General features: G+C 43.1%; 14 protein-coding genes. 5 read left to right on the top strand and 9 right to left on the bottom strand.

Translation table 11 applies throughout. The annotated features are described in order from the left end of the window. Positions 1 to 32 precede the first annotated feature (32 nt). The gene (gene prmA / locus AC1XUD_RS23150; RefSeq protein ID WP_483363407.1) at positions 33 to 866 is read right to left on the bottom strand and encodes a 50S ribosomal protein L11 methyltransferase; all 834 of its coding nucleotides are present in this window, start codon (positions 864 to 866) and stop codon (positions 33 to 35) included. A gap of 142 nt (positions 867 to 1,008) precedes the next feature. Then, positions 1,009 to 2,823: a glycosyltransferase family protein gene (locus AC1XUD_RS23145; RefSeq protein ID WP_483363406.1), complete on the bottom strand. Its 1,815-nt coding sequence runs from the start codon at positions 2,821 to 2,823 to the stop codon at positions 1,009 to 1,011. Between the two features lie 226 nt (positions 2,824 to 3,049). On the opposite strand from AC1XUD_RS23145, the gene AC1XUD_RS23140 reads away from it, so the two are divergent. Both AC1XUD_RS23140 and AC1XUD_RS23135 read left to right on the top strand, forming a co-directional pair. After that, positions 3,050 to 4,618 (top strand): glycoside hydrolase family 10-like protein, encoded by a 1,569-nt coding sequence (locus AC1XUD_RS23140; protein WP_483363405.1) that lies wholly within the window; start codon positions 3,050 to 3,052, stop codon positions 4,616 to 4,618. Between the two features lie 223 nt (positions 4,619 to 4,841). Beyond that, positions 4,842 to 6,059: an NADH-quinone oxidoreductase subunit D gene (locus tag AC1XUD_RS23135; protein WP_483363404.1), complete on the top strand. Its 1,218-nt coding sequence runs from the start codon at positions 4,842 to 4,844 to the stop codon at positions 6,057 to 6,059. 90 nt (positions 6,060 to 6,149) lie between these two features. Here AC1XUD_RS23135 and AC1XUD_RS23130 read toward each other — a convergent pair whose 3' ends face one another. From AC1XUD_RS23130 to AC1XUD_RS23105, 6 genes are all read right to left on the bottom strand, one after another. Next, the gene (locus tag AC1XUD_RS23130) at positions 6,150 to 7,160 is read right to left on the bottom strand and encodes an aspartate-semialdehyde dehydrogenase (RefSeq protein ID WP_483363403.1); all 1,011 of its coding nucleotides are present in this window, start codon (positions 7,158 to 7,160) and stop codon (positions 6,150 to 6,152) included. Between the two features lie 189 nt (positions 7,161 to 7,349). Beyond that, positions 7,350 to 7,733: a RidA family protein gene (locus AC1XUD_RS23125; protein ID WP_483363402.1), complete on the bottom strand. Its 384-nt coding sequence runs from the start codon at positions 7,731 to 7,733 to the stop codon at positions 7,350 to 7,352. Positions 7,734 to 7,783: 50 nt separating this feature from the next. After that, on the bottom strand, positions 7,784 to 9,961 hold the full coding sequence (recQ, locus tag AC1XUD_RS23120; RefSeq protein WP_483363401.1) for a DNA helicase RecQ: 2,178 nt from the start codon (positions 9,959 to 9,961) through the stop codon (positions 7,784 to 7,786). A 17-nt stretch (positions 9,962 to 9,978) separates the two neighbouring features. Next, entirely contained in the window at positions 9,979 to 12,081 is a 2,103-nt protein-coding gene (locus AC1XUD_RS23115) for a ComEA family DNA-binding protein (RefSeq protein ID WP_483363400.1), read from the bottom strand. A 36-nt stretch (positions 12,082 to 12,117) separates the two neighbouring features. Then, entirely contained in the window at positions 12,118 to 12,993 is an 876-nt protein-coding gene (gene nadC, locus AC1XUD_RS23110) for a carboxylating nicotinate-nucleotide diphosphorylase (protein ID WP_483363399.1), read from the bottom strand. A 73-nt stretch (positions 12,994 to 13,066) separates the two neighbouring features. Next, positions 13,067 to 14,806 carry a hypothetical protein gene (locus AC1XUD_RS23105; RefSeq protein WP_483363398.1) on the bottom strand — a complete coding sequence of 580 codons (1,740 nt, stop codon included), beginning with the start codon at positions 14,804 to 14,806 and terminating at the stop codon, positions 13,067 to 13,069. A 126-nt stretch (positions 14,807 to 14,932) separates the two neighbouring features. Here AC1XUD_RS23105 and upp point away from each other — a divergent pair, with 126 nt between their 5' ends. Next, positions 14,933 to 15,577: a uracil phosphoribosyltransferase gene (gene upp, locus AC1XUD_RS23100; RefSeq protein WP_483363397.1), complete on the top strand. Its 645-nt coding sequence runs from the start codon at positions 14,933 to 14,935 to the stop codon at positions 15,575 to 15,577. Positions 15,578 to 15,720: 143 nt separating this feature from the next. Beyond that, positions 15,721 to 16,788: a mannose-1-phosphate guanylyltransferase gene (locus tag AC1XUD_RS23095; protein ID WP_483363415.1), complete on the top strand. Its 1,068-nt coding sequence runs from the start codon at positions 15,721 to 15,723 to the stop codon at positions 16,786 to 16,788. Positions 16,789 to 16,896: 108 nt separating this feature from the next. Here the strand turns inward: AC1XUD_RS23095 and recF are convergent, their stop codons facing one another. Beyond that, positions 16,897 to 17,997, bottom strand: a complete 1,101-nt coding sequence (gene recF, locus AC1XUD_RS23090; protein WP_483363396.1) for a DNA replication/repair protein RecF — start codon at positions 17,995 to 17,997, stop codon at positions 16,897 to 16,899. A gap of 128 nt (positions 17,998 to 18,125) precedes the next feature. On the opposite strand from recF, the gene pdhA reads away from it, so the two are divergent. Continuing rightward, complete coding sequence (gene pdhA / locus AC1XUD_RS23085; RefSeq protein WP_483363395.1) at positions 18,126 to 19,157, top strand: pyruvate dehydrogenase (acetyl-transferring) E1 component subunit alpha; 1,032 nt, start codon at positions 18,126 to 18,128, stop codon at positions 19,155 to 19,157. Positions 19,158 to 19,208 lie beyond the last annotated feature (51 nt).

Raw genomic sequence — 19,208 nt, 5'->3', positions numbered from 1 at the left:
ATATGGCTGAAACGACGTTCTTGGTCAATATATTATACTTTCTGGAATACAACGGTCGCCCATTGGTTACGTGTATTGGAGCGAAGTTTTTTCAACCCGTTTTGTTCTCCGCATTTTTCGATATCCTGCTGGTCTGTTTCGTAGAATCCGCTGGTAACCAGCCAGCCTCCGGGTTTTAGGTGCTTCACATATGTTGGAATTTCTGCCAAAAGTATGTTGCGATTGATATTTGCCAATATTCCCTCAAAAACTGCATCTGGTCGCACCTGTTTGATCGTGCCCTGAAACACTTCCGCATCTTCCGGTAACTGATTCATCTGAAAATTTTCCAGCGTATTTTCCACCGCCCACTCGTCAATATCAAATGCTACGATTCCTTTTGCACCTAATTTATTAGCCAAAACAGCCAAAATTCCGGTTCCGCAGCCGACGTCCAAAACATTGATACCCTGGTGAGGAAGACTCAATTGTTCGTTCATGACGAGCCAGGTGGTTTCGTGATGCCCGGTTCCGAACGACATTTTTGGTTGGATCAGTAAATCGTATTGAAAAGAAGGGTCATGTTCGTGAAAAGTTGCACGAACGCGGATAGAATTTCCTACTTCTATCGGGTCATAGCTTTTTTCCCACTCCTCGTTCCAGTTCTTTCTTTCAAGCGATTTCCAGCTTAACTCAATTGTAGTCAGCGGTTTGTATTTGTCGACGAGCGCATTGAGTTCGGTTTCTTTAAATTCGTCCTCCTGAGCATAAGCAAGTAATCCCTCGTCGGTCTCGACAAAAGACTCAAAGCCGATATCACCGAGCTCTGCCATCATAATTTCGACAAAATCTGACTCGATCTGTATGTCAACTTCGATATAGTTCATTTCAATATAGTAATAATGGGTAAATCTGCGTGAAGGTGCCTAATTTTTTCAGGAAACCAAAGAAAATCACGTTATGAATGAAGTAACAAAAAACCCGTCATACCTGAGGGTAAAACGGGTTTTCATTCAAACCGAATATATATTATGGTTTTCTTCTTTTGGCGGCCAAGTCGTGAGCTGTGTCATAATAAGAACGAAGGTTCATCCAGTCGAAAACGTCTGAAATATTCTCCACACGGTTTCTCTGCATGATACGGTCGCGGCGCTGCATTTTCACAAATTTGAAAAGGATATCCGCCATCTGATCAGCTGCCTGAGAATAGGTCTGTGACTTACGGTTGATCACATAAATACCTCTGTTTTCGTAATCCCGCATGATCTGCATGATATAGTCTCCAAAACCTGAAAGATCACTTGTCACAGTGGGAACACCTCTCACTACACATTCCAATGGAGTATATCCCCATGGTTCATAATAGCTTGGGAACACACCCAAATGGCAACCTCTTACAAACTGGCCATAGTCAAGACCGAAAAGTGGATTTGTTGAAGATATGAAATCAGGGTGGTACACGATTTTTACGCGGTCCCTTTCGTTGTTGACGAGGTTTGCTTTTTTACAAAAATCAGTAATACCGTCTTCCTGTTTCAAATCGTGCGTTACAAATGCCGGCAATTTTTCCGTCTTCCAGCTTTGGATGGTACGTCTCAATCGAAGACGCCAGTACTCATCTACAAAGTTGTTCAGATCCGGCATTTTATGATCAGCGCCCGAAGCAGTTGCAAGGAATAACTTTTCGCCCACTTCTTTCTCGATAGCGGTGCAAGTTTCCTGCAACTCATTGAGGACTGCTCTTGACTGAAGCACATCCGGATTCACTGAGTAATAGGGCTGTTTAGTAACAATAAACATTACGACAGTCATATCCATTCCTGCCTGCACCATCTTCCAGTTCAGACGTGCGAGAGCCTCAAGTGTAAGGTCGTATCCCTTGTTACTATATTCGTAACGACCAGACGTAAAAAAGTATAATGTTTTATCCAGGTCAAAAGAATAGCTGGGAAAGAAATGGCCCAGCACAAACTCATGGATACGTTCTTTATATTTCAAATGCAGATTCTGGAATTCGTGAACTGCCTGAAAACGAACAACATTCAGTCCGTTCGGAGTTACTAAATCAGGCATTCTCCCCAGGAAAACCTCACATTCTTTGGCTGTTACATCACTCACGGTGGTGAGCACATGCGCATTTAAAGCTGCTTGCCGTTCAATGGTTGCCTGTGTGACAATGCCGTAGTTCCGGGCTTCCTGTTCCCAATCAAAAAACGGAAGTTTGCTGTAAAAACCGTCAACATTTTGCGCTAAATAACGCCCTAGCATAGTTGCATGGGTCGTAAACGTCATCGCTATTTTGACATTGTCACGCTTCAGGTCGGGAAGACCAGAGCTGGCCATCCATTCATGAAACTGCGCAAAAAGTTCTTCGCGTTTGGCATTCTGTTCGGCATATTCCGCCAGGAAAATACGTACCATATCGCCAAAGCATAATGTCTGATTGACAAGGTCTTCAACGTTCAGGGTTGATATGCGGTGCTTTTCCCAGAGATTGTATTTGATTTTATCCAGATCTTTCCTGCTGCTTTCGACATCGAAAAGAATTACCCTTGGCTTACCAGTTACCAGCCAATAGCCATATTGCACGACCAGACCCATTTCGCGCATTCGACGCACGACACGGCCAGCCGGAGAATCATCAAGATCATTGATACTTTCAAATTCTGATGAAGCTTTCTTTTCAAAGTAGGGGCCAAGCAAAAAGTAGTTGTCTTCCCACTTTTCAACCATAGCCGGAACTTTGGTTCTGATAACAGTATAAATTCCTCCGACCTGGTTACAAACTTCCCATGCTATTTCGAAGAGGACATTGTTTTTAGTGGTTTTGACAAACGGTTCCAATTTGGGTAAGGTTTTAAGCGTTTACAGTGTGCTGCTTAACAGGGGCCATTCCGTTTTCTCACAAAAATTCCTTGTTATTGCACAATAAATATCCGGAAAAAATATTCAGAATAACAATAGCCGTAGCTATGTTTATTTAGCTATTTACAAATTTCAAGTGATCTCGGCTAACTTTCGTCCAAATTACGTTACTTTGATCAGATTAACATTTCGCATTGGTTTTCTAGTGAAAAAATTTCTTATTATCCCTTTTGCTCTCATTCTTAGTTTATACCTGCTGGCTGGTTGCAATGCTCAAAGTCCCGAAACAGAAAATGATTTCCCTCCAAAAAGGGAATTTCGGGCTGTGTGGATTGCAACAGTCGATAATATAGACTGGCCTAGCAGTAAAAACATGGAACCCGAAGGCCAGCGCGGTGAATTCTCGAACTTACTGGATTTTCATAAAAAGAATGGGATGAACGCGGTATTTGTTCAGGTACGCGCTGCCGGAGATGCATTTTATGCCAAGAGTTCCGAACCGTGGTCTGAGTGGCTAACCGGGAGGCAGGGAAGGCAACCATACCCGCTTTGGGATCCCATGGATTTCATGATCAAAGAGGCACATTCAAGAGGATTGGAATTTCACGCATGGCTGAATCTGAATCGCCTCGTTCATAAATCATCAACAAGTGTTTCTTCCGAAAATATAAGCCTACGGCATCCAGAGTGGATTTTGAGCTATGATGGGTACAAACTTTTCAATTTTGGTATCCCCGAAGTACGCCAGTTTATAACCGAAATTGCAGTCAATGTTGCCAAGAATTATGATGTAGATGGCATCCACTTCGACGACTATTTTTACCCATATGCGGTAGCCGGAGAGGTAATTCAGGATGAGGCGACTTTCAGAAAATACGGTGGAGATTTTACAAGTAAAGCAGATTGGCGAAGGAATAATATCGATTTATTGGTAAAGCAAATACATGATGCGCTCGAAGATTTGAACCCTAGACTGAAGTTTGGTATCAGTCCTTTCGGAGTGTGGCGAAACAAGGATCGTGACACGGAAGGCTCAAAAACGAGGGGAGCACTCGCTTCATATGATGACCTTTTTGCTGACAGCAGGAAGTGGATCAGGGAAGGCTGGATCGATTATATAGCTCCACAGCTTTACTTTTCGTCGGGTTTTGCCAGAGTGCCGTATAAAAATATGGTGGATTGGTGGACGGAAAACTGTTACGGAAGACACTTTTATGTGGGCATTGGAGCCTATCGGGTCGGATATAAAGAGAAAGATACGAACTGGTCGAATCCCTCTGAGCTCCCGAATCAGATCAGATATCTGCGCGAAAATGAGAGTGACGGGGCGATCTTTTTCAGTTCGCGATCTTTGAAAAATAATAGTTTAGGTTTTGTAGATTCTTTGCGCACAAATTTTTATAAATACCCCGCCTTGGTGCCAACAATGCCCTGGAAAGACAAAATTCCACCCTTAAGCCCAAAAACACTTAAGGCAACGCTGCTTACCAAAGGTCTGGAATTGTTCTGGGAAAAACCGGATGCAGCTTCTGATGGAGAAACGGCTTCTTACTATGTGATTTATCGATTCAGTCCCGAAGAGAAGCCGACCGCACACGACCCACGGAAGATTTTGGCGATATGTCACGAGGGAGAGAGATATGTGGATGTGACGATTGAAGAGGGAAAAAGATATGTATATTATATCACAGCAGTCGATCGGCTGCATAATGAAGGAAGGCCAATCGGACCTCTCAAAGTGGAGATTCAGGAACAAAAGCTCGTGAAGTTCTGAGATTCTGAGAACCTTGGCGACGCCAGGCGTTGTCAATAATGGAGATTTTCTCTGACAACTTTTTGCTCAGAAGGTTGGGTGCTATGGCCTTTCGAGGCAAAATCTTTGCTAATTTTACAATCAATGACTATTTCCTGACAACACCTGACCTTTTGTCAAGTCTCCTGTGTTACCAAATTTTAATACAAAAAACAGAATTACCGACGTCTGATCGAGTCCTAGCATGAGTAATAGCATCCAGTACGAATATCGTCCGGAATATATGGAGGTGTCGGTGCCTACGAAGTACAGGCCCGAAAATCTGAAAACCGAGGAAATGGTGCTGAATGTAGGCCCTCAGCATCCATCTACACACGGTGTTTTACGCCTTGAAGTTATTACTGACGGTGAGGTGATTAATGATGTGGTGCCTCACATAGGATATTTGCACCGATGCTTCGAAAAACACGCCGAGGCGCTGCCTTTCAACCAGATCATCCCGTATGTAGACAGAATGGATTATGTAGCTGCGATGAACTCTGAGCACGCTTACGTGATGGGTGTGGAGCGGATGCTTGGTATTGAACTTGATATACCTAAAAGGGTGGAATATATCCGGGTTGTTGTGGCTGAATTGAATCGGCTGGCTTCGCACTTTGTGGCACTTGGTACTTACGCTATGGATATTGGTGCATATACCCCATTTCTTTGGATGATGCGGGACAGAGAGCAGATACTCAGGTTATTAGAGTGGACGTGTGGAGCGAGGATGCTTTACAATTATATCTGGATCGGGGGGTTGTTTTATGATATTCCTGTTGGTTTTGAGCAGCGTTGTCTGGAGTTTGTGAAATACCTGAAGCCGAAGTTGGTAGAATTGCAGCAGCTGGTGATTGATAATAAAATATTTGTCCAAAGAACTGCGAATGTGGGTGTTTTGCCTTTACCTGTAGCGATAAATTATGGCTGCACGGGCCCAATGTTACGTGGTTCTGGATTGAGATATGATCTACGCAGGGTTGATGGATATTCGGTTTATCCCGAACTGGATTTTGATATTCCAATTGGCGAAGGGAAAATGGGGAAAATCGGAGACTGCTGGGACAGAACTTGGGTGAGGGTCTTGGAATGTTGGGAATCGGTAAAAATTATTGAACAAAGCCTCGAACAGCTAACCGGAAACCATAAAAGGAACAGCGATTTTGATCCTCAAGCGTTGGTCCCGAAAAAGATTCGTCCGAAGGCTATGGACTTTTATGTGAGAGCTGAAAATCCTAAAGGAGAACTTGGCTTCTATTTCCGCACTGATGGAAGAGCCGATATTCCTGTGCGGTGTAAGGCTAGAGCTTGTTCCTTCAATAACCTTTCTGTAATTGGCGAATTGTCAAAAGGTGCACTTATTGCGGATTTGGTTGCCATTATTGGCTCCATAGACGTGGTGATGGGTGAGGTAGACAGATAATTTTGAAATTTATTTTAAAGACATTTAATAAAGAAGCGGCCCGATTGATCAACTCAGTCGGGCCGCTTCCTTTATAATTTTATTTTAGAATCAAGCTTCAACAGCGGATCCTACCAATTCATGTTTCACCAGATATTCGGCAATTTGGACCGCGTTCGTAGCAGCACCTTTACGCAGGTTATCAGCTACAATCCAAAGGTTCAACGTTTTAGGTTGAGATTCGTCGCGACGGATACGGCCAACAAACGTTTCGTCTTTTCCATGTGCGGTTAATGGCATCGGGTAAAGATAGTTTTTCGGATCATCCTGAATAACAACTCCTTCTGCTTCGCTCAAAATCTTGCGAACCTCGTCCAGATCAAATTCATTTTCGAACTCAATATTCACAGCTTCGGAGTGACCGCCAATTGTTGGAATACGAACAGTTGTCGCAGTAACTGCAATGCTGTCGTCACCAATAATCTTTTTGGTTTCGTTGGTCATCTTCATTTCCTCTTTGGTATATCCGTTATCAAGGAAAGAATCAATATGCGGCAAAACGTTCAGGTCGATCTGGTGAGGATATACCTTTGCAATGCTGTGGTCGCCGGTGCGCTCAGAAAACAACTGATCAACAGCAGCTTTGCCTGTTCCGGTTACAGACTGATAAGTGGAAACAACCACTCTTTTTACCTTATATTTTTCGTGCAATGGTGCAAGAACCACTACCATCTGAATTGTCGAGCAATTCGGGTTTGCGATAATTTTGTCTTCCTTGGTCAACGTTTTTGCATTGATCTCAGGAACAACCAGTTTCTTGGTAGGATCCATTCTCCATGCCGATGAGTTGTCGACTACCGTAATACCGGCTGCTGCAAATTTCGGAGCAAGCTCTAATGAAGTACCACCTCCCGCTGAAAACACGGCGATATCCGGCTTGGCCGCAATAGCGTCTTCAAAGCCGATCACCTTGATCTGTTTACCCTTAAATGTAACTTCCTTACCAACAGACCTTTCAGATGCAACGGCCAACAATTCCGTTACCGGGAAATTACGCTCTTCGAGCACTTTGAGGATTTCGCTGCCTACCAAACCGGTGGCACCTACTACTGCGATTTTCATTATTGCATTAGGATTAAATGGAATATTAAAAAAATTCGGCACTCCCGAACAGCTACATAACCATGTAAGTGCTCAAAAGTGCCGCAAATTTACCATGAATTTTGAAAGAAATTATTGTTTTATGAGAATATTGATATGTTTTTCATAAAAGCTACCTTCCAAAAGCCGTTTTTTGATGGTTTTTCTAAGCTACTGAACCACAGCAGTAAACTCTATCTCGACTAAATAGTCGGGAGAAACGAGCTTGCTGATTTCATATATTCCGGTGGTTGGTTTGATTTCACCAAAAAAAGCTCCGTGAGCTCTAGCGATATCGTCAAACAAAGTAATATCAGTTGTGAAGATACGGGTACGAATGACATCGGAAAGGCTCGCTCCTGCATCTGAAAGCACTTTTTCGATTCTTTCAATGATATTATGAGTTTGGGCAAAGGCGTCAGTGGCCATTACTTTTTCGCCATCTACGATAGCTACAGTTCCGGCAACTTCGATAATATTACCTATTCTTACCGCGCGGCAGTAACCCATTTTGTCTTCCCAGGGTGAGCCGGAAAGGATATTTTGTCGTGACATAATAAAGCGTTTTTTGACTCAAATATAATTACAATTGCTTTTCCGAGCCATCAGTTGTCCGAACTCCTTTCTTCATCCCATATAGCCAGTGCCAGCCTTATCTTTCCATAATCATATTTTTCTTCAAGCATCTCGAAAAGCGGTTTGAGAGCGTCGTTCTTCTGAAACTGAATCTCCCTGGCCATTTTGATGATTATGTTAAATGAATTGGGATCAATAAGCGTCTTTAAATCAATAGGATGGCCATCCTCTTTGAGTTTTACCAAATGGGATATGATAGTCACCGGATTCAAGTTCCGTTTTTCCGCGATGTCATTAATCGAATATCCCTCTTTAAAAAGATCAAATGTTTCGACATAAGTCATTCCAGCAACCTTTTTCTTTTCTGATTGAGGATTTTCTTTTACAAAAGCATTGATTTCATTGATAAAGGTCGGCCCATAACGGCGGAATTTTTCGGTACCAATTCCGGAAACAGCTTTCATTTGTGCCTCAGAGGTCGGTCGTTTCTGGGCCATCTCTGATAAAGTCGCATCGCTAAACACAACATATGGAGGTAGGCCGATTGAGTCTGCAATCTGCTTTCTCAAAGTCCGCAATTTTTCGAAAAGAGCGTCCCTGATGATCTCCAGTTTCGCCCTGTCTTTTGGAATTACCTCTTCTTCCTTTGCTTTTCTTTCCGATATTGGGATGAAACGCACCAATTCAACTTTCTTTTCACCACGTAAAACCTGACGGCTGAAATCATTGAGTTTGAATGAATGCGCTTCATCATATGCGATATCCATGATGCCGGAGTTGAGGAGCTGGCCGATATATTCCGCCCATTCCTCGCCCTTTAAATCGACTCCAACTCCGAACGTAGGCAGCCGATCATAGTTATGCTGCAGTACATTTCTATTCCGGCTTCCACGTAATATATCGATCAGCATACCCATGGCAATTTTTTCCTTAGTCCTGAATATCGCAGAAAGTGCTTTTTGAGCGATAATTGTAGCATCGAATCTTACACGAGGATTTCGGCACACGTCACAATTACCACAGTCGGTATCGACTGCTTCGTTAAAATAACTTAGCAAAATCCGTCGCCGGCATATATCTGCTTCCGCATATTGTTTCATGCGGTTGAGTTTGGCATGAAGCACTTCCTTCTGCACATCCGACTGCTCCGAATTATTAATCATTTCTGTTCGCGTGACGATATCGGCGTAACTGTAGAAAAGCGCAGTATCTGCTGGGGTCCCGTCCCGTCCTGCACGACCAATTTCCTGGTAAAAACTTTCGACATTGGAGGGCATATTATAATGTAAAACCCATCGAACGTTGGATTTATCGATCCCCATTCCAAAAGCGATCGTTGCGACAATTACCTGAACATCATCACGAATAAACCTCACCTGAACGCTTGAACGTTGTTCGCCCGTCATACCGGCATGATAGTAGGCGACCGAAATGCCGTCTTTTTGAAGTGCCGCAGCAACGGTTTCGGTGCCTTTTCTGCTGAGGCAATATATAATACCCGATTGATTCGCATGTTTACCTATAAACCTTTTGATTTGCTCAATTCGCTTCCTTCCCGGAAACACGGAAAGACTCAAATTGGGCCTGTCAAAGCTGGACACAAAAGTATTGGCTTCCTCTATACCCAGTTGTGCAAGAATATCACGGCGGGTAACTCTGTCGGCGGTGGCAGTCAGCGCAATAACCGGAACTTTCGGAAAAAATTGTTTTAGAATTTTAAGCTGTCGATACTCAGGACGAAAATCATGTCCCCATGACGAAATACAGTGCGATTCATCAATCGCGATCAGGCTCACGTTCCATTCTTTCAAATAATCGACCGTGTTTCCTGAAAACAGCTTCTCCGGAGCGATATATAGTAACTTGATTTCACCCAGTTTTGCCCCCCACATGACCCGGTCAGTTTCTGCTGAGGATAGCGTAGAATTCAGATATGCAGCATTGATACCATTTCCGCGCAACGCCTCTACCTGATCCTTCATCAAAGCGATAAGTGGAGAAATAACTACCGTAAGTCCAGGCTTTAAAACCGCAGGGATTTGAAAACAAACGGATTTGCCTCCACCGGTAGGCATCAACACCAGACAATCCTGGCCAGCCATCACAGTATCTATAATTTCGGCCTGATGCGGACGAAAGGAGTCATAGCCAAAATATTTTTTAAGGGCTTCGTATTTATCTTTGGGTGTCGAATTTTCAACTATCATAGTGCAAAAGTACAATCTCAAAACTGATACATCATCTGCATTTTCACCTCACTTCTTTTATTCCCCTGAATTTCACTGCTTCCTGAACTTATCTTGTCAAGCGTCGTGTACCGGGTTTGCGACCATCGTAGCCAGAGCTTCATCTTTTTGGTCAGGTTATATTTCATCATCAGATAATGCCTGGTTCCTGTATCGTAATATGCTGGAATGGAGAATGAATACAGCATATCTTTTTCGTAAACATATTGACGGCTGTCATAGTCGTCCGTTTTGAAAAATGCTGCCCTTGCACTTGCTTCCAGACGGCCAAAACGCCGCGAGAAATCCTGAATAATAGCAAACCCTTTTGATTTTGAGACAGTTTTGTAATTCATGTCTCCATACTGAATTCTGGTATGCAAGTTGAATTTCAGTGGAGAATTGTATTCAAAGTTGACCATGATCGTCCGGTGTACTGTTTTAATTACCGGTGCGGGGGCTTTGGCACCAGGTTCATTACGCTGCTTGTGTTTTTGATGAAATAAAAGGTACATCGTCATCCGCTTATTCCGATTCCAAAGGGCGTGAAGCAGGAAGTCATGTCCCTTGGAAGATGTATTGACCAAATATCTGAGCCATGGAAATTTGAAATAATCATAAAACAAACTGAATTGCCAACGGCGGTTGGGTGTATATCTGAATCCAGAAAAAGCACCTTGTTCATTAATCGGTCGGGTAGATTCCGCAAACGAGTTTCCGTAGAATGTGTGGAAATTCTTTTCATAATTTCTAATTAACATACTCAAATCCAGCTTTTTCCCTAACCCGGCAACAAGACCCGCCAAAGCTCCAGTACCGCCACTCTGCGATCGTGCAAATTCACCAAAGAAATGGATATTCTGCCAGCGATATTCACCGTTGATTCCGATATTGAGATTATGTGTGCCGGTAAATTCATATTTGTTGTAAGGCAAGTCTCTCTTTACCAGAGGTACCTCATATTGCGAGTTCAGGAGTGTCATTCCCACGGCCCCTTTTTGAGCAGGCAAGTGGTACAAGACATTTGCTCCCAAATTTTGTTCGATAAATGCTCCCTGGTCATCCCGCTCGGAAGCAGTTCGATGATATCCTGAAATGGTAATAGAGGTCGCTATGGAACGGGAAGAATCATCAGCAGCATCGTTCAGATTGGCATCGCGGCGTGTTCTTGAATAAAATAGGGTCAGATCTAAAGCTTTGGCCAGTTCGATTTTGACCGCAGTGCCTCGGAAAAAGTTGGCCTCCTGACCAGAGGTATATGGCCGTGCACCCAGCGTACTACGATAAACTGATCGGATCACTTCTGCGCCTTTGCCTAGTGCGAATCCTGAGGAAAGTACCATTCCTTGCCCTATCTGCAGCTGATAATCACCGATGATGAGATTTTTAAGTCGGCCCCGGTTCACAATTTGAGCATGAAAAGAGGTGTAATCAAACCCATAAATTTGCTTTTGCCCCTGCCAATTCCAAAATAATTCGCCAGCGTCTTTGTCGATGGTAAGACCGACACTGTATGCTCCTGACCGTGCATATCTATATCGGAGATAGCCATTCCAGGGTTTTCCAGCATATTTCGCGGCGGAAGTTTCGTCTGCTTTAAATCCTTTTTGAGATTCAAGGAGTTTCCCGCTGCGCAGCATTAGGAAATGCTGGGTGGGATTTTTGAGAGCATCTTTAAATGAAAATGATTTATCTGGCAGGACTAAGAATGGCAGTATATTCTGAATCGTCTCCATATTGAAGCCAGGAACGGCCTGCAATTCATAGAGTGAAATAAACAGCCCGAGATTTTGCCGGTACGCTAATAGCGATTGAATTTGAGGGTCGGAAAGAATATACAGAGACGCAAGTTCGTCGGCCGTCACTTTATTGATATCATAAGGCGTCGAATATGCCTGCAACAATGCTTCGTAGATATCTTCCAGCTCAGAGTCTTCACCGGAAATCAGAACGTTATTTTGGATCAGCTCGTTGATGTCAACTTCTTTTCTTGGCGGATTTTGAGCGAGGAGGGTGCCTGTGCTACCAATACAGATCAAACACAAAAGCCATATCCCTATCGGCATATGGTATTGGAAGTCAGAAGCATATTTTAAAATCATGGCATTTAGCATACGCTTCCAAAATTGGGCGTGGTGCTAGAAGGCCTTCAAACTTAGGTCAAGACTTCGGACCTGATGGGTCAGAGCTCCGCTGGATATGCCATTGACACCGGTGAGGGCAACTTCCCGCAGTGTTTTTTCGGTTATGTTTCCTGAAGCTTCTGTTTCATAACGTCCTGCAATTCTCGCAACTGCCTCGCTCATATCTGTGAGCGAGAAATTGTCCAGCATAATAATGTCCACATTCCCAGTAGCGAGTACCTGATCAACTTCTGCCAGATTTCTGGTCTCAATTTCGATTTTAATTGCTTTCCCTAACGTCTTTCTATATGCATTGGCACTTTCTATCGCTTCTTTGATTCCGCCGGCATAATCCACATGATTATCTTTAAGCATAATCATATCGTAAAGACCCATTCGATGGTTTTCAGCTCCTCCGATCTTAGTCGCGAGCTTTTCGAAAATTCTGAAATTTGGTGTAGTTTTTCTGGTGTCGAGCAATTTTACAGGCAAGTCAGAGATCAGGCTTACCATTTCGTTGGTATAAGTGGCAATTCCGCTCATACGCTGCATAATATTGAGAACGAGCCTTTCTGCATTCAAAATCAACCTGGCACTTCCTTCCACAATAAGCACGATATCGCCTTTTTTGACTTCTGTTCCGTCGGAAAGTAACACGCTAACATCTAGTGGTTTGTATCCGTATTGCAAAGCCGCTTCTTCAAATATGATTAACGCAACGTCGACGCCCGCCAATATCCCATCCTGTTTGACGAGCAAACGGGCCTTTTTGGTTGCATTTTCAGGAACACAACAAAGAGAAGAGTGATCGCCTTCGCCTACATCTTCTAACAAAGCAAGACGGATAAGATCTCTTATTTGATGCGGGTCGGTTTCTAATTGAGAAGTCATGGCAGCTGTTGGCGGTTAGCTTTTAGCAATTATTAATCTATTGAATACAAAATAGTTATAAATCACAGCGGCGTCAATATGTCTGCTGTCGGTAACTTATATTGTAGCGAATCGCAACGGAAAACACATTAGTCTTGGTTGCATAATACGACTCAGGCGAACGGGCGGTCCGAACCAGGAATCGTCCGTCCAGGAATAAATTGTGAGCAAGGGAATATGACAATCTTAAATCAAAAGATGAAGTTTTTGAGGAAATGCCTTGCCCAATCTTGTTTCCTTCATCGGAATAGCGATTTAAATAGCTTTTCAGGACATCACCTCCGTAACTTTTGCCGACGCCGAGTGAGTCTTTTCCCTGATTAGCCAACATTACCGTTCCATAAATCGACATGCGTGGTGTCATTTTGTACCGCAAAATCCCGATAAATTCTTTGAAATTGCCTCCCAGCGGATGAGCTAGAGCTTGTCCGTAATGGGCATAATTTCTTCCGCCATCCTTGTGGGAATAAGTATACGGTCGGGCAAGATTGAATTCTCCTTGCAAATCGAGATTCGGTATCCCGAAGGCGTCGACATATTTGGTACCTATTTGAAGGCTGTATTTATTGGTCCATGACTTGCTGCCGTTGAACATATTTTTAGTTAAAAACTCGTCCAGCACAAACTGGCCATATACCGATGCCGTTTTTCCAACTAACCATCTGAAGTCCATACCGAGCAAGGCATTGTCCTCGCTTCCGATGTATGACTCAATATAACGGTAGAAGATAATGGGATTCAGGTAGTTAAGATCGTATCCGCCACCAACGGAGTCACGACTAAATACTTCCGCTTCGAATATTCCGAGATTGAATTTGTCGCCCAGATTGATGCTCAAATGATGAATAGCTGCAAATTTTTTACCATTTAATAGCGTGTTTCGCGTCGCTTTGTCTTCGGTAAACATACTGGTCCACAGGTTCGTATAGTGGAATCTGCCCAATTGTGTATCAACTCTTAAAAAGAGATATGGAGAGCTGTTATCTGACAAAATCATGGAGCGATATCCGCTGCCAAAAACATTGTAGTCATGCCCAAATTTGACGTTGATACTCTTTAAAGGTCGAAATGTGATGTAACCTCTGGCACTAAGGAAATCTGTTCCCCCGTTTTTGGTGACCTTGGCCAGCCCTTCTCCCGGAAAGCTATAAGGAGTAGCAAAGTTCCTTACATATTGCGGGAATCGTCCTTGATTATCAGACACATAGGTGTAGAATCCAAGTTTGTTATTGATCATCCCACGAATTTCAACGCCACGGCCGGAGAAAAATATGGACTGTGAGGAATCTCGGTCGTTGTCCTTCCCTATAAAATTGTTGGTGACAAAATTGAAGTGTAAGTCCCAGTCCTTATTGTGCTTTCCGTAAAGATCCGCCGAGTGTTCCCAGAATGTTCGCGTTTTCCCGGGTGGCAACGGTTTTCTCCATCCAAGCCTGCTCAGCTTAGCATATCCCAATGAGTCAGTGGCAGCGTGACCGTCGGTCCATTCCCAGCTGTCTTCTCTAAGGTAATCTATCGTTTGCCAGTCACGTTTCGTGAGGTTCGCATTTCCTTCCTGAATAATCGAATCTGTAAGTGCAACAATTGCTTTTCTTTCAAAGGGTTTTACGTTAAAATGAAATCCCTCGGTGAGTTTGCCCCTTTTTATTTCCAGACGATCAATCAAATGATAGTAGTCATCATTTATGGGAACAAAGGCGCTTTGTGCATATGAAAACGAGGTTGAAAGAAGTATAAGTAAAAATGAAGGCCAGACCTTAAATCCTTGATACATAGATTGTAAATGTAGATTCTTCACATAGAATATGAAAAAGTTTGACGATGAGCCGAGCAAAAACCTCAAATTACGTGAATGAATTTGTATTATCTTGCATAGTTGAGCTTAAAAACCGTCAAAAATATGTATTTGCTATCCCAAAAACCTTCAATTGCTGACCATTATCTTGCCGAATTAAGAGATGTTAATATTCAAACGGACAGAATGCGGTTCAGGCGAAATATCGAGAGGGTAGGGGAATTGCTCGGTTATGAGATATCGAAAGTTTTGACATATAAAAACGGAAAGGTAGAGACGCCGCTGGGCGTTGCGCCATCAAGGGCTCTGTTGCAGCCTGTAGTTTTAGCAACGATTATGCGTGCCGGTCTGCCGATGCATCAAGGCTTTTTGAATGTTTTTGACAATGCCGATAATGCTTTTGTTGGGGCTTATCGCGGACATAATATTAATGATACTGAAGAGTTTAATGTAGAAATGGATTACATCACCAGTCCGGATTTGACAGGTAAAAACCTGATATTGATGGATCCAATGTTGGCTACCGGTAAGTCTCTGGAGAAAGTGTACCATGCGTTACTCCGGTTTGGGATACCTGCTCAAACACATATTGCCGCTGTGATTGCAAGCCCGGAAGGCGTTCAGTTTTTGCAGAAAAGAATACCGCAGTGCAAACTTTGGCTTGGTGCAATTGACGAGCAGTTGAACGAGCAATACTATATTGTTCCCGGTCTCGGTGACGCCGGAGATCTGTCGTATGGCAGTAAATAAGGACTCAATTAAAGTAGGGCTCTTGCCGGTATCGATGAAAAAGCAACATCGTGACCAGGTTGAACGATTCTTTCAAATTCTGACTTCTTTAAAAAGGAGAATTATTTATTACCAGATTTACATCGACAAGAGATATCCAAATGATTCAAAATACATATGTTGTGATCATGGCAGGAGGAGTGGGTTCACGCTTTTGGCCATTTAGCAGAACGAGCTTTCCAAAACAATTTCATGACGTTTTGGGAACTGGCAGAACACTTTTACAGCAAACTGTGGACAGGTTTCATGGAATTTGTCCAGCTGAAAACGTGTATATAGTTACAAGTCTGGAGTACAAAGAGCTTGTTAATGAGCAACTTCCAGGGCTCTCAGACGATCAGATTTTGCTGGAACCACACCGTCGCAACACTGCACCTTGTATTGCATATGCCTGCTACAAAATAGCCAGTCGCAATCCTGATGCGAATATCATAGTAGCTCCCGCTGACCACATCATTCTGAAAGAGGAAGCGTTCAAAGATACCGTGCGCGTTGCCTTGGGTTCTACTCGAAACGAGGATATATTACTAACCCTTGGAATTCAACCTACCAGACCTGATACCGGGTACGGATATATTCAGTATATACCTGATAAACTGATGGTTAAGAAAGTAAAATCATTTACTGAAAAGCCGCAGCTCGAGCTGGCTCTCCAGTTTCTGGACAGTGGCGATTTTGTTTGGAATGCAGGGATTTTCGTTTGGCATGTCAGTTCTTTTAAAAAGGCTGTAAAAAAATACCTTCCGGAAATCGCGGAAATTTTTGAAGGCGGCGAACCTCATTATTATCAGGAATCGGAGGAATCATTTACAACGGCAGCTTATCAACATTGCGGAAGCATTTCTGTAGATAAAGGAATTATGGAAAAAGCCGACAATGTTCGTGTCGTATTGAGCAGTTTCGGTTGGTCGGATCTTGGAACCTGGAAATCGTTATTTGAAATTTCTGAAAAAGATGAAGATCAGAATGTGGTAGATGGCAATGTGATTGCATATAACACAACAGATTCAATTATAAAGACGCCAAAGGACAAATTGGTGGTTGTCAATGGATTGGACGGCTTTATTGTGGCTGAATTTGACGGAGTTCTCCTGATCTGCAAAAAGGAAGATGAGCAGAAAGTAAGGGAGTTTGTGGCGGATGCCAAGAAGCTGGATAGCAAGTATGTATAGGCAGGGGATTAGTAAAGATTTGTCGGGGACGCCTAGTCGGGGACGCCCATTCATTTGTTGTCAGGTGGACATAATTATGCCGCAGTATGATGAATCTGTGTACCTGCCTTATACGTTGGCTGGAGAAGAGATGATTTCAAAGAATCGGACGTCTGACTTCACATTTTCAAGTATTTTTTGAGAACGCTCTGGCCTGGCGTCGGTAATGAATACCTGACCAAGAAATCCTGTATCTACGAGTGCAATCAATTTGTTGATCCGTTTATCGTCGAGTTTGTCAAAGATATCATCGAGCAGCAATATCGGGGTTTTCTCTTTTTCAAGCTTCAAAAGCTCATATTGTGCTAATTTTAGAGCGATAACAAAAGATTTGAGCTGTCCTTGCGAGCCAAATTTTTTAAGCGTAATACCGTCAATTTCAAATACAAACTCATCTTTGTGAATTCCTTTGCCTGTTCTTTGGGCATGAAGATCTCTGGACTGATGTTTCCGAAATTCGAATTGATAATGCGAAGAGGAAACCTCACTTTCATAAGTAATATCAACCTGTTCTTTGTCGCTGCTCAGAAATGCATAGTGTTTTCTGAAAAGGGGCATAAAACGCTCCATAAAATCGCAGCGTTGGCTATATATACTTTGTGAAAGCAGAATTAGCGGTTCGTTATAGGTTTCCAGCAGTTCTTCATCAAAATAATTTCGCTCGCCGAAAAGTTTTAGCAGGCCATTCCGTTGCGCGAGAATTTTATTGTATTGCAATAACTCGCCGAGATATCCCGGGACTGCCTGAGATAATACGCCGTCAAAAAACCGCCTTCTTTCTTCGCTCCCTTCTCTGATCACGTCGGTATCATCAGGAGCGATCAAGACAACAGGGAAGAGCCCGATATGGTCGCTGAGGCGTTCGTAGTTTTTTTTGTCCGACATAAATACCTTACGGTGACCACGTTGCAGGCTGCAAGTAATCTGGTAATGTTTGTCGTTGGTATTAAATACTCCGTCAATCAGAAAGAAATCTGCAGAGTGGCGGATGCCCAGCGCATCCTGATTATGAAAGGCACTTTTGGTTAGTGTCAGAAAATATATAGCATCCAAAAGGTTGGTTTTCCCGCTCCCGTTTTCTCCGATAATGCAATTTACATGCTCCCCAAACGTAAAGACTTTCTCCTCATAGCTCTTAAAGTATGTAAGATGGAGCTTTTCTAGCCACATGAACTTCTTTGTTATATAGTTTATGCTTATTTTCGCAAATCATTTGCGTGAGTACGGCAAAAACAGACTCTGTTCAAAACCACTAACTGAAAGACAAAGTTCTGTCTTTATAAACGAGAACCAAATACATGGCCACCGTTACGGAAAAAAAGAAAGCAACAGCTCCAAAAAAATTACAGCATGAGAACGAACGTTATATGTTCTGGTTCGAAAACATGCTTTTGCAAAGACGCTTTGAAGAAAAGGCTGGCCAGTTATATGGGCAGCAGAAAATTCGTGGTTTTTGTCACCTTTACATAGGTCAGGAAGCATGCTCATCGGGTGTGGTTACTGCGTTGGAAAAAGGAGATAAATATATCACAGCTTACCGCGATCATGGTATTCCTTTGGCGTTAGGAACAAGTGCAAATGCTATTATGGCTGAATTGTACGGTAAAAAAACCGGGACAACGAAAGGCAAAGGAGGTTCGATGCACATCTTCGATAAGGAAAATGGTTTTGTGGGTGGACATGGTATCGTGGGTGCTCAGATTCCTTTAGGTGCGGGTATTGCGTTTGCTGAAAAATATAATAAAACCGGAAAGCTTTGTATCTGTTACTTCGGTGACGGTGCCATTCGTCAGGGTGCTTTTCACGAAGCGTTGAATATGGCGATGAGCTGGAAATTGCCGGTAATTTTCGTTGTTGAAAATAACGGGTATGCAATGGGTACTTCAGTAGCCCGTTCATCCAACGTGACCGAGCTTTATACCTTGGGTGAGGCATATGATATGCCTTCTGAACCAGTTGATGGTATGAGTGTGGAAGCGATACACGAAGCGGTATCACGCGCAGCGGCTCGTGCCCGTAAAGGAGATGGACCAACTTTCCTTGAGTTCAGAACCTATCGCTACAGAGGTCACTCCATGTCGGATCCTCAAAAATACCGGTCGAAAGAAGAGGTTGAGGAATACAAACATCGTGACCCAATCGAGCAAATTCGTGCGGTGATTCTTTCTAATGGCATTGCAACCGAAGAACAATTGGAAGCAATTGATCAAAAAGTGAAGGGAATCGTGGCCGAATCTGTTCAGTTTGCTGAGGAATCAGACTTCCCGGATCCTTCTGAAGCTTATACAGATGTTTATGCGGAGAACGACTATCCGTTTGTAATGGATTAACAAAGGATTATAACTATATTAAAAAAAACCCGTCGAAATAATCCGGCGGGT

This window comes from Dyadobacter sp. HNCC25DJ184 (assembly GCF_056895215.1).
This window is presented reverse-complemented; position numbering and strand designations above follow the sequence as displayed.

Bases quoted from the DNA above. Each gene is read 5' to 3' on its own strand.
- prmA (WP_483363407.1), bottom strand. From the start codon at position 866: ATGAACTATATCGAAGTTGACATACAGATCGAGTCAGATTTTGTCGAA.
- AC1XUD_RS23135 (WP_483363404.1), top strand. From the start codon at position 4,842: ATGAGTAATAGCATCCAGTACGAATATCGTCCGGAATATATGGAGGTG.
- AC1XUD_RS23130 (WP_483363403.1), bottom strand. From the start codon at position 7,160: ATGAAAATCGCAGTAGTAGGTGCCACCGGTTTGGTAGGCAGCGAAATC.
- AC1XUD_RS23125 (WP_483363402.1), bottom strand. From the start codon at position 7,733: ATGTCACGACAAAATATCCTTTCCGGCTCACCCTGGGAAGACAAAATG.
- recQ (WP_483363401.1), bottom strand. From the start codon at position 9,961: ATGATAGTTGAAAATTCGACACCCAAAGATAAATACGAAGCCCTTAAA.
- AC1XUD_RS23115 (WP_483363400.1), bottom strand. From the start codon at position 12,081: ATGATTTTAAAATATGCTTCTGACTTCCAATACCATATGCCGATAGGG.
- nadC (WP_483363399.1), bottom strand. From the start codon at position 12,993: ATGACTTCTCAATTAGAAACCGACCCGCATCAAATAAGAGATCTTATC.
- AC1XUD_RS23105 (WP_483363398.1), bottom strand. From the start codon at position 14,806: ATGTATCAAGGATTTAAGGTCTGGCCTTCATTTTTACTTATACTTCTT.
- upp (WP_483363397.1), top strand. From the start codon at position 14,933: ATGTATTTGCTATCCCAAAAACCTTCAATTGCTGACCATTATCTTGCC.
- recF (WP_483363396.1), bottom strand. From the start codon at position 17,997: ATGTGGCTAGAAAAGCTCCATCTTACATACTTTAAGAGCTATGAGGAG.
- pdhA (WP_483363395.1), top strand. From the start codon at position 18,126: ATGGCCACCGTTACGGAAAAAAAGAAAGCAACAGCTCCAAAAAAATTA.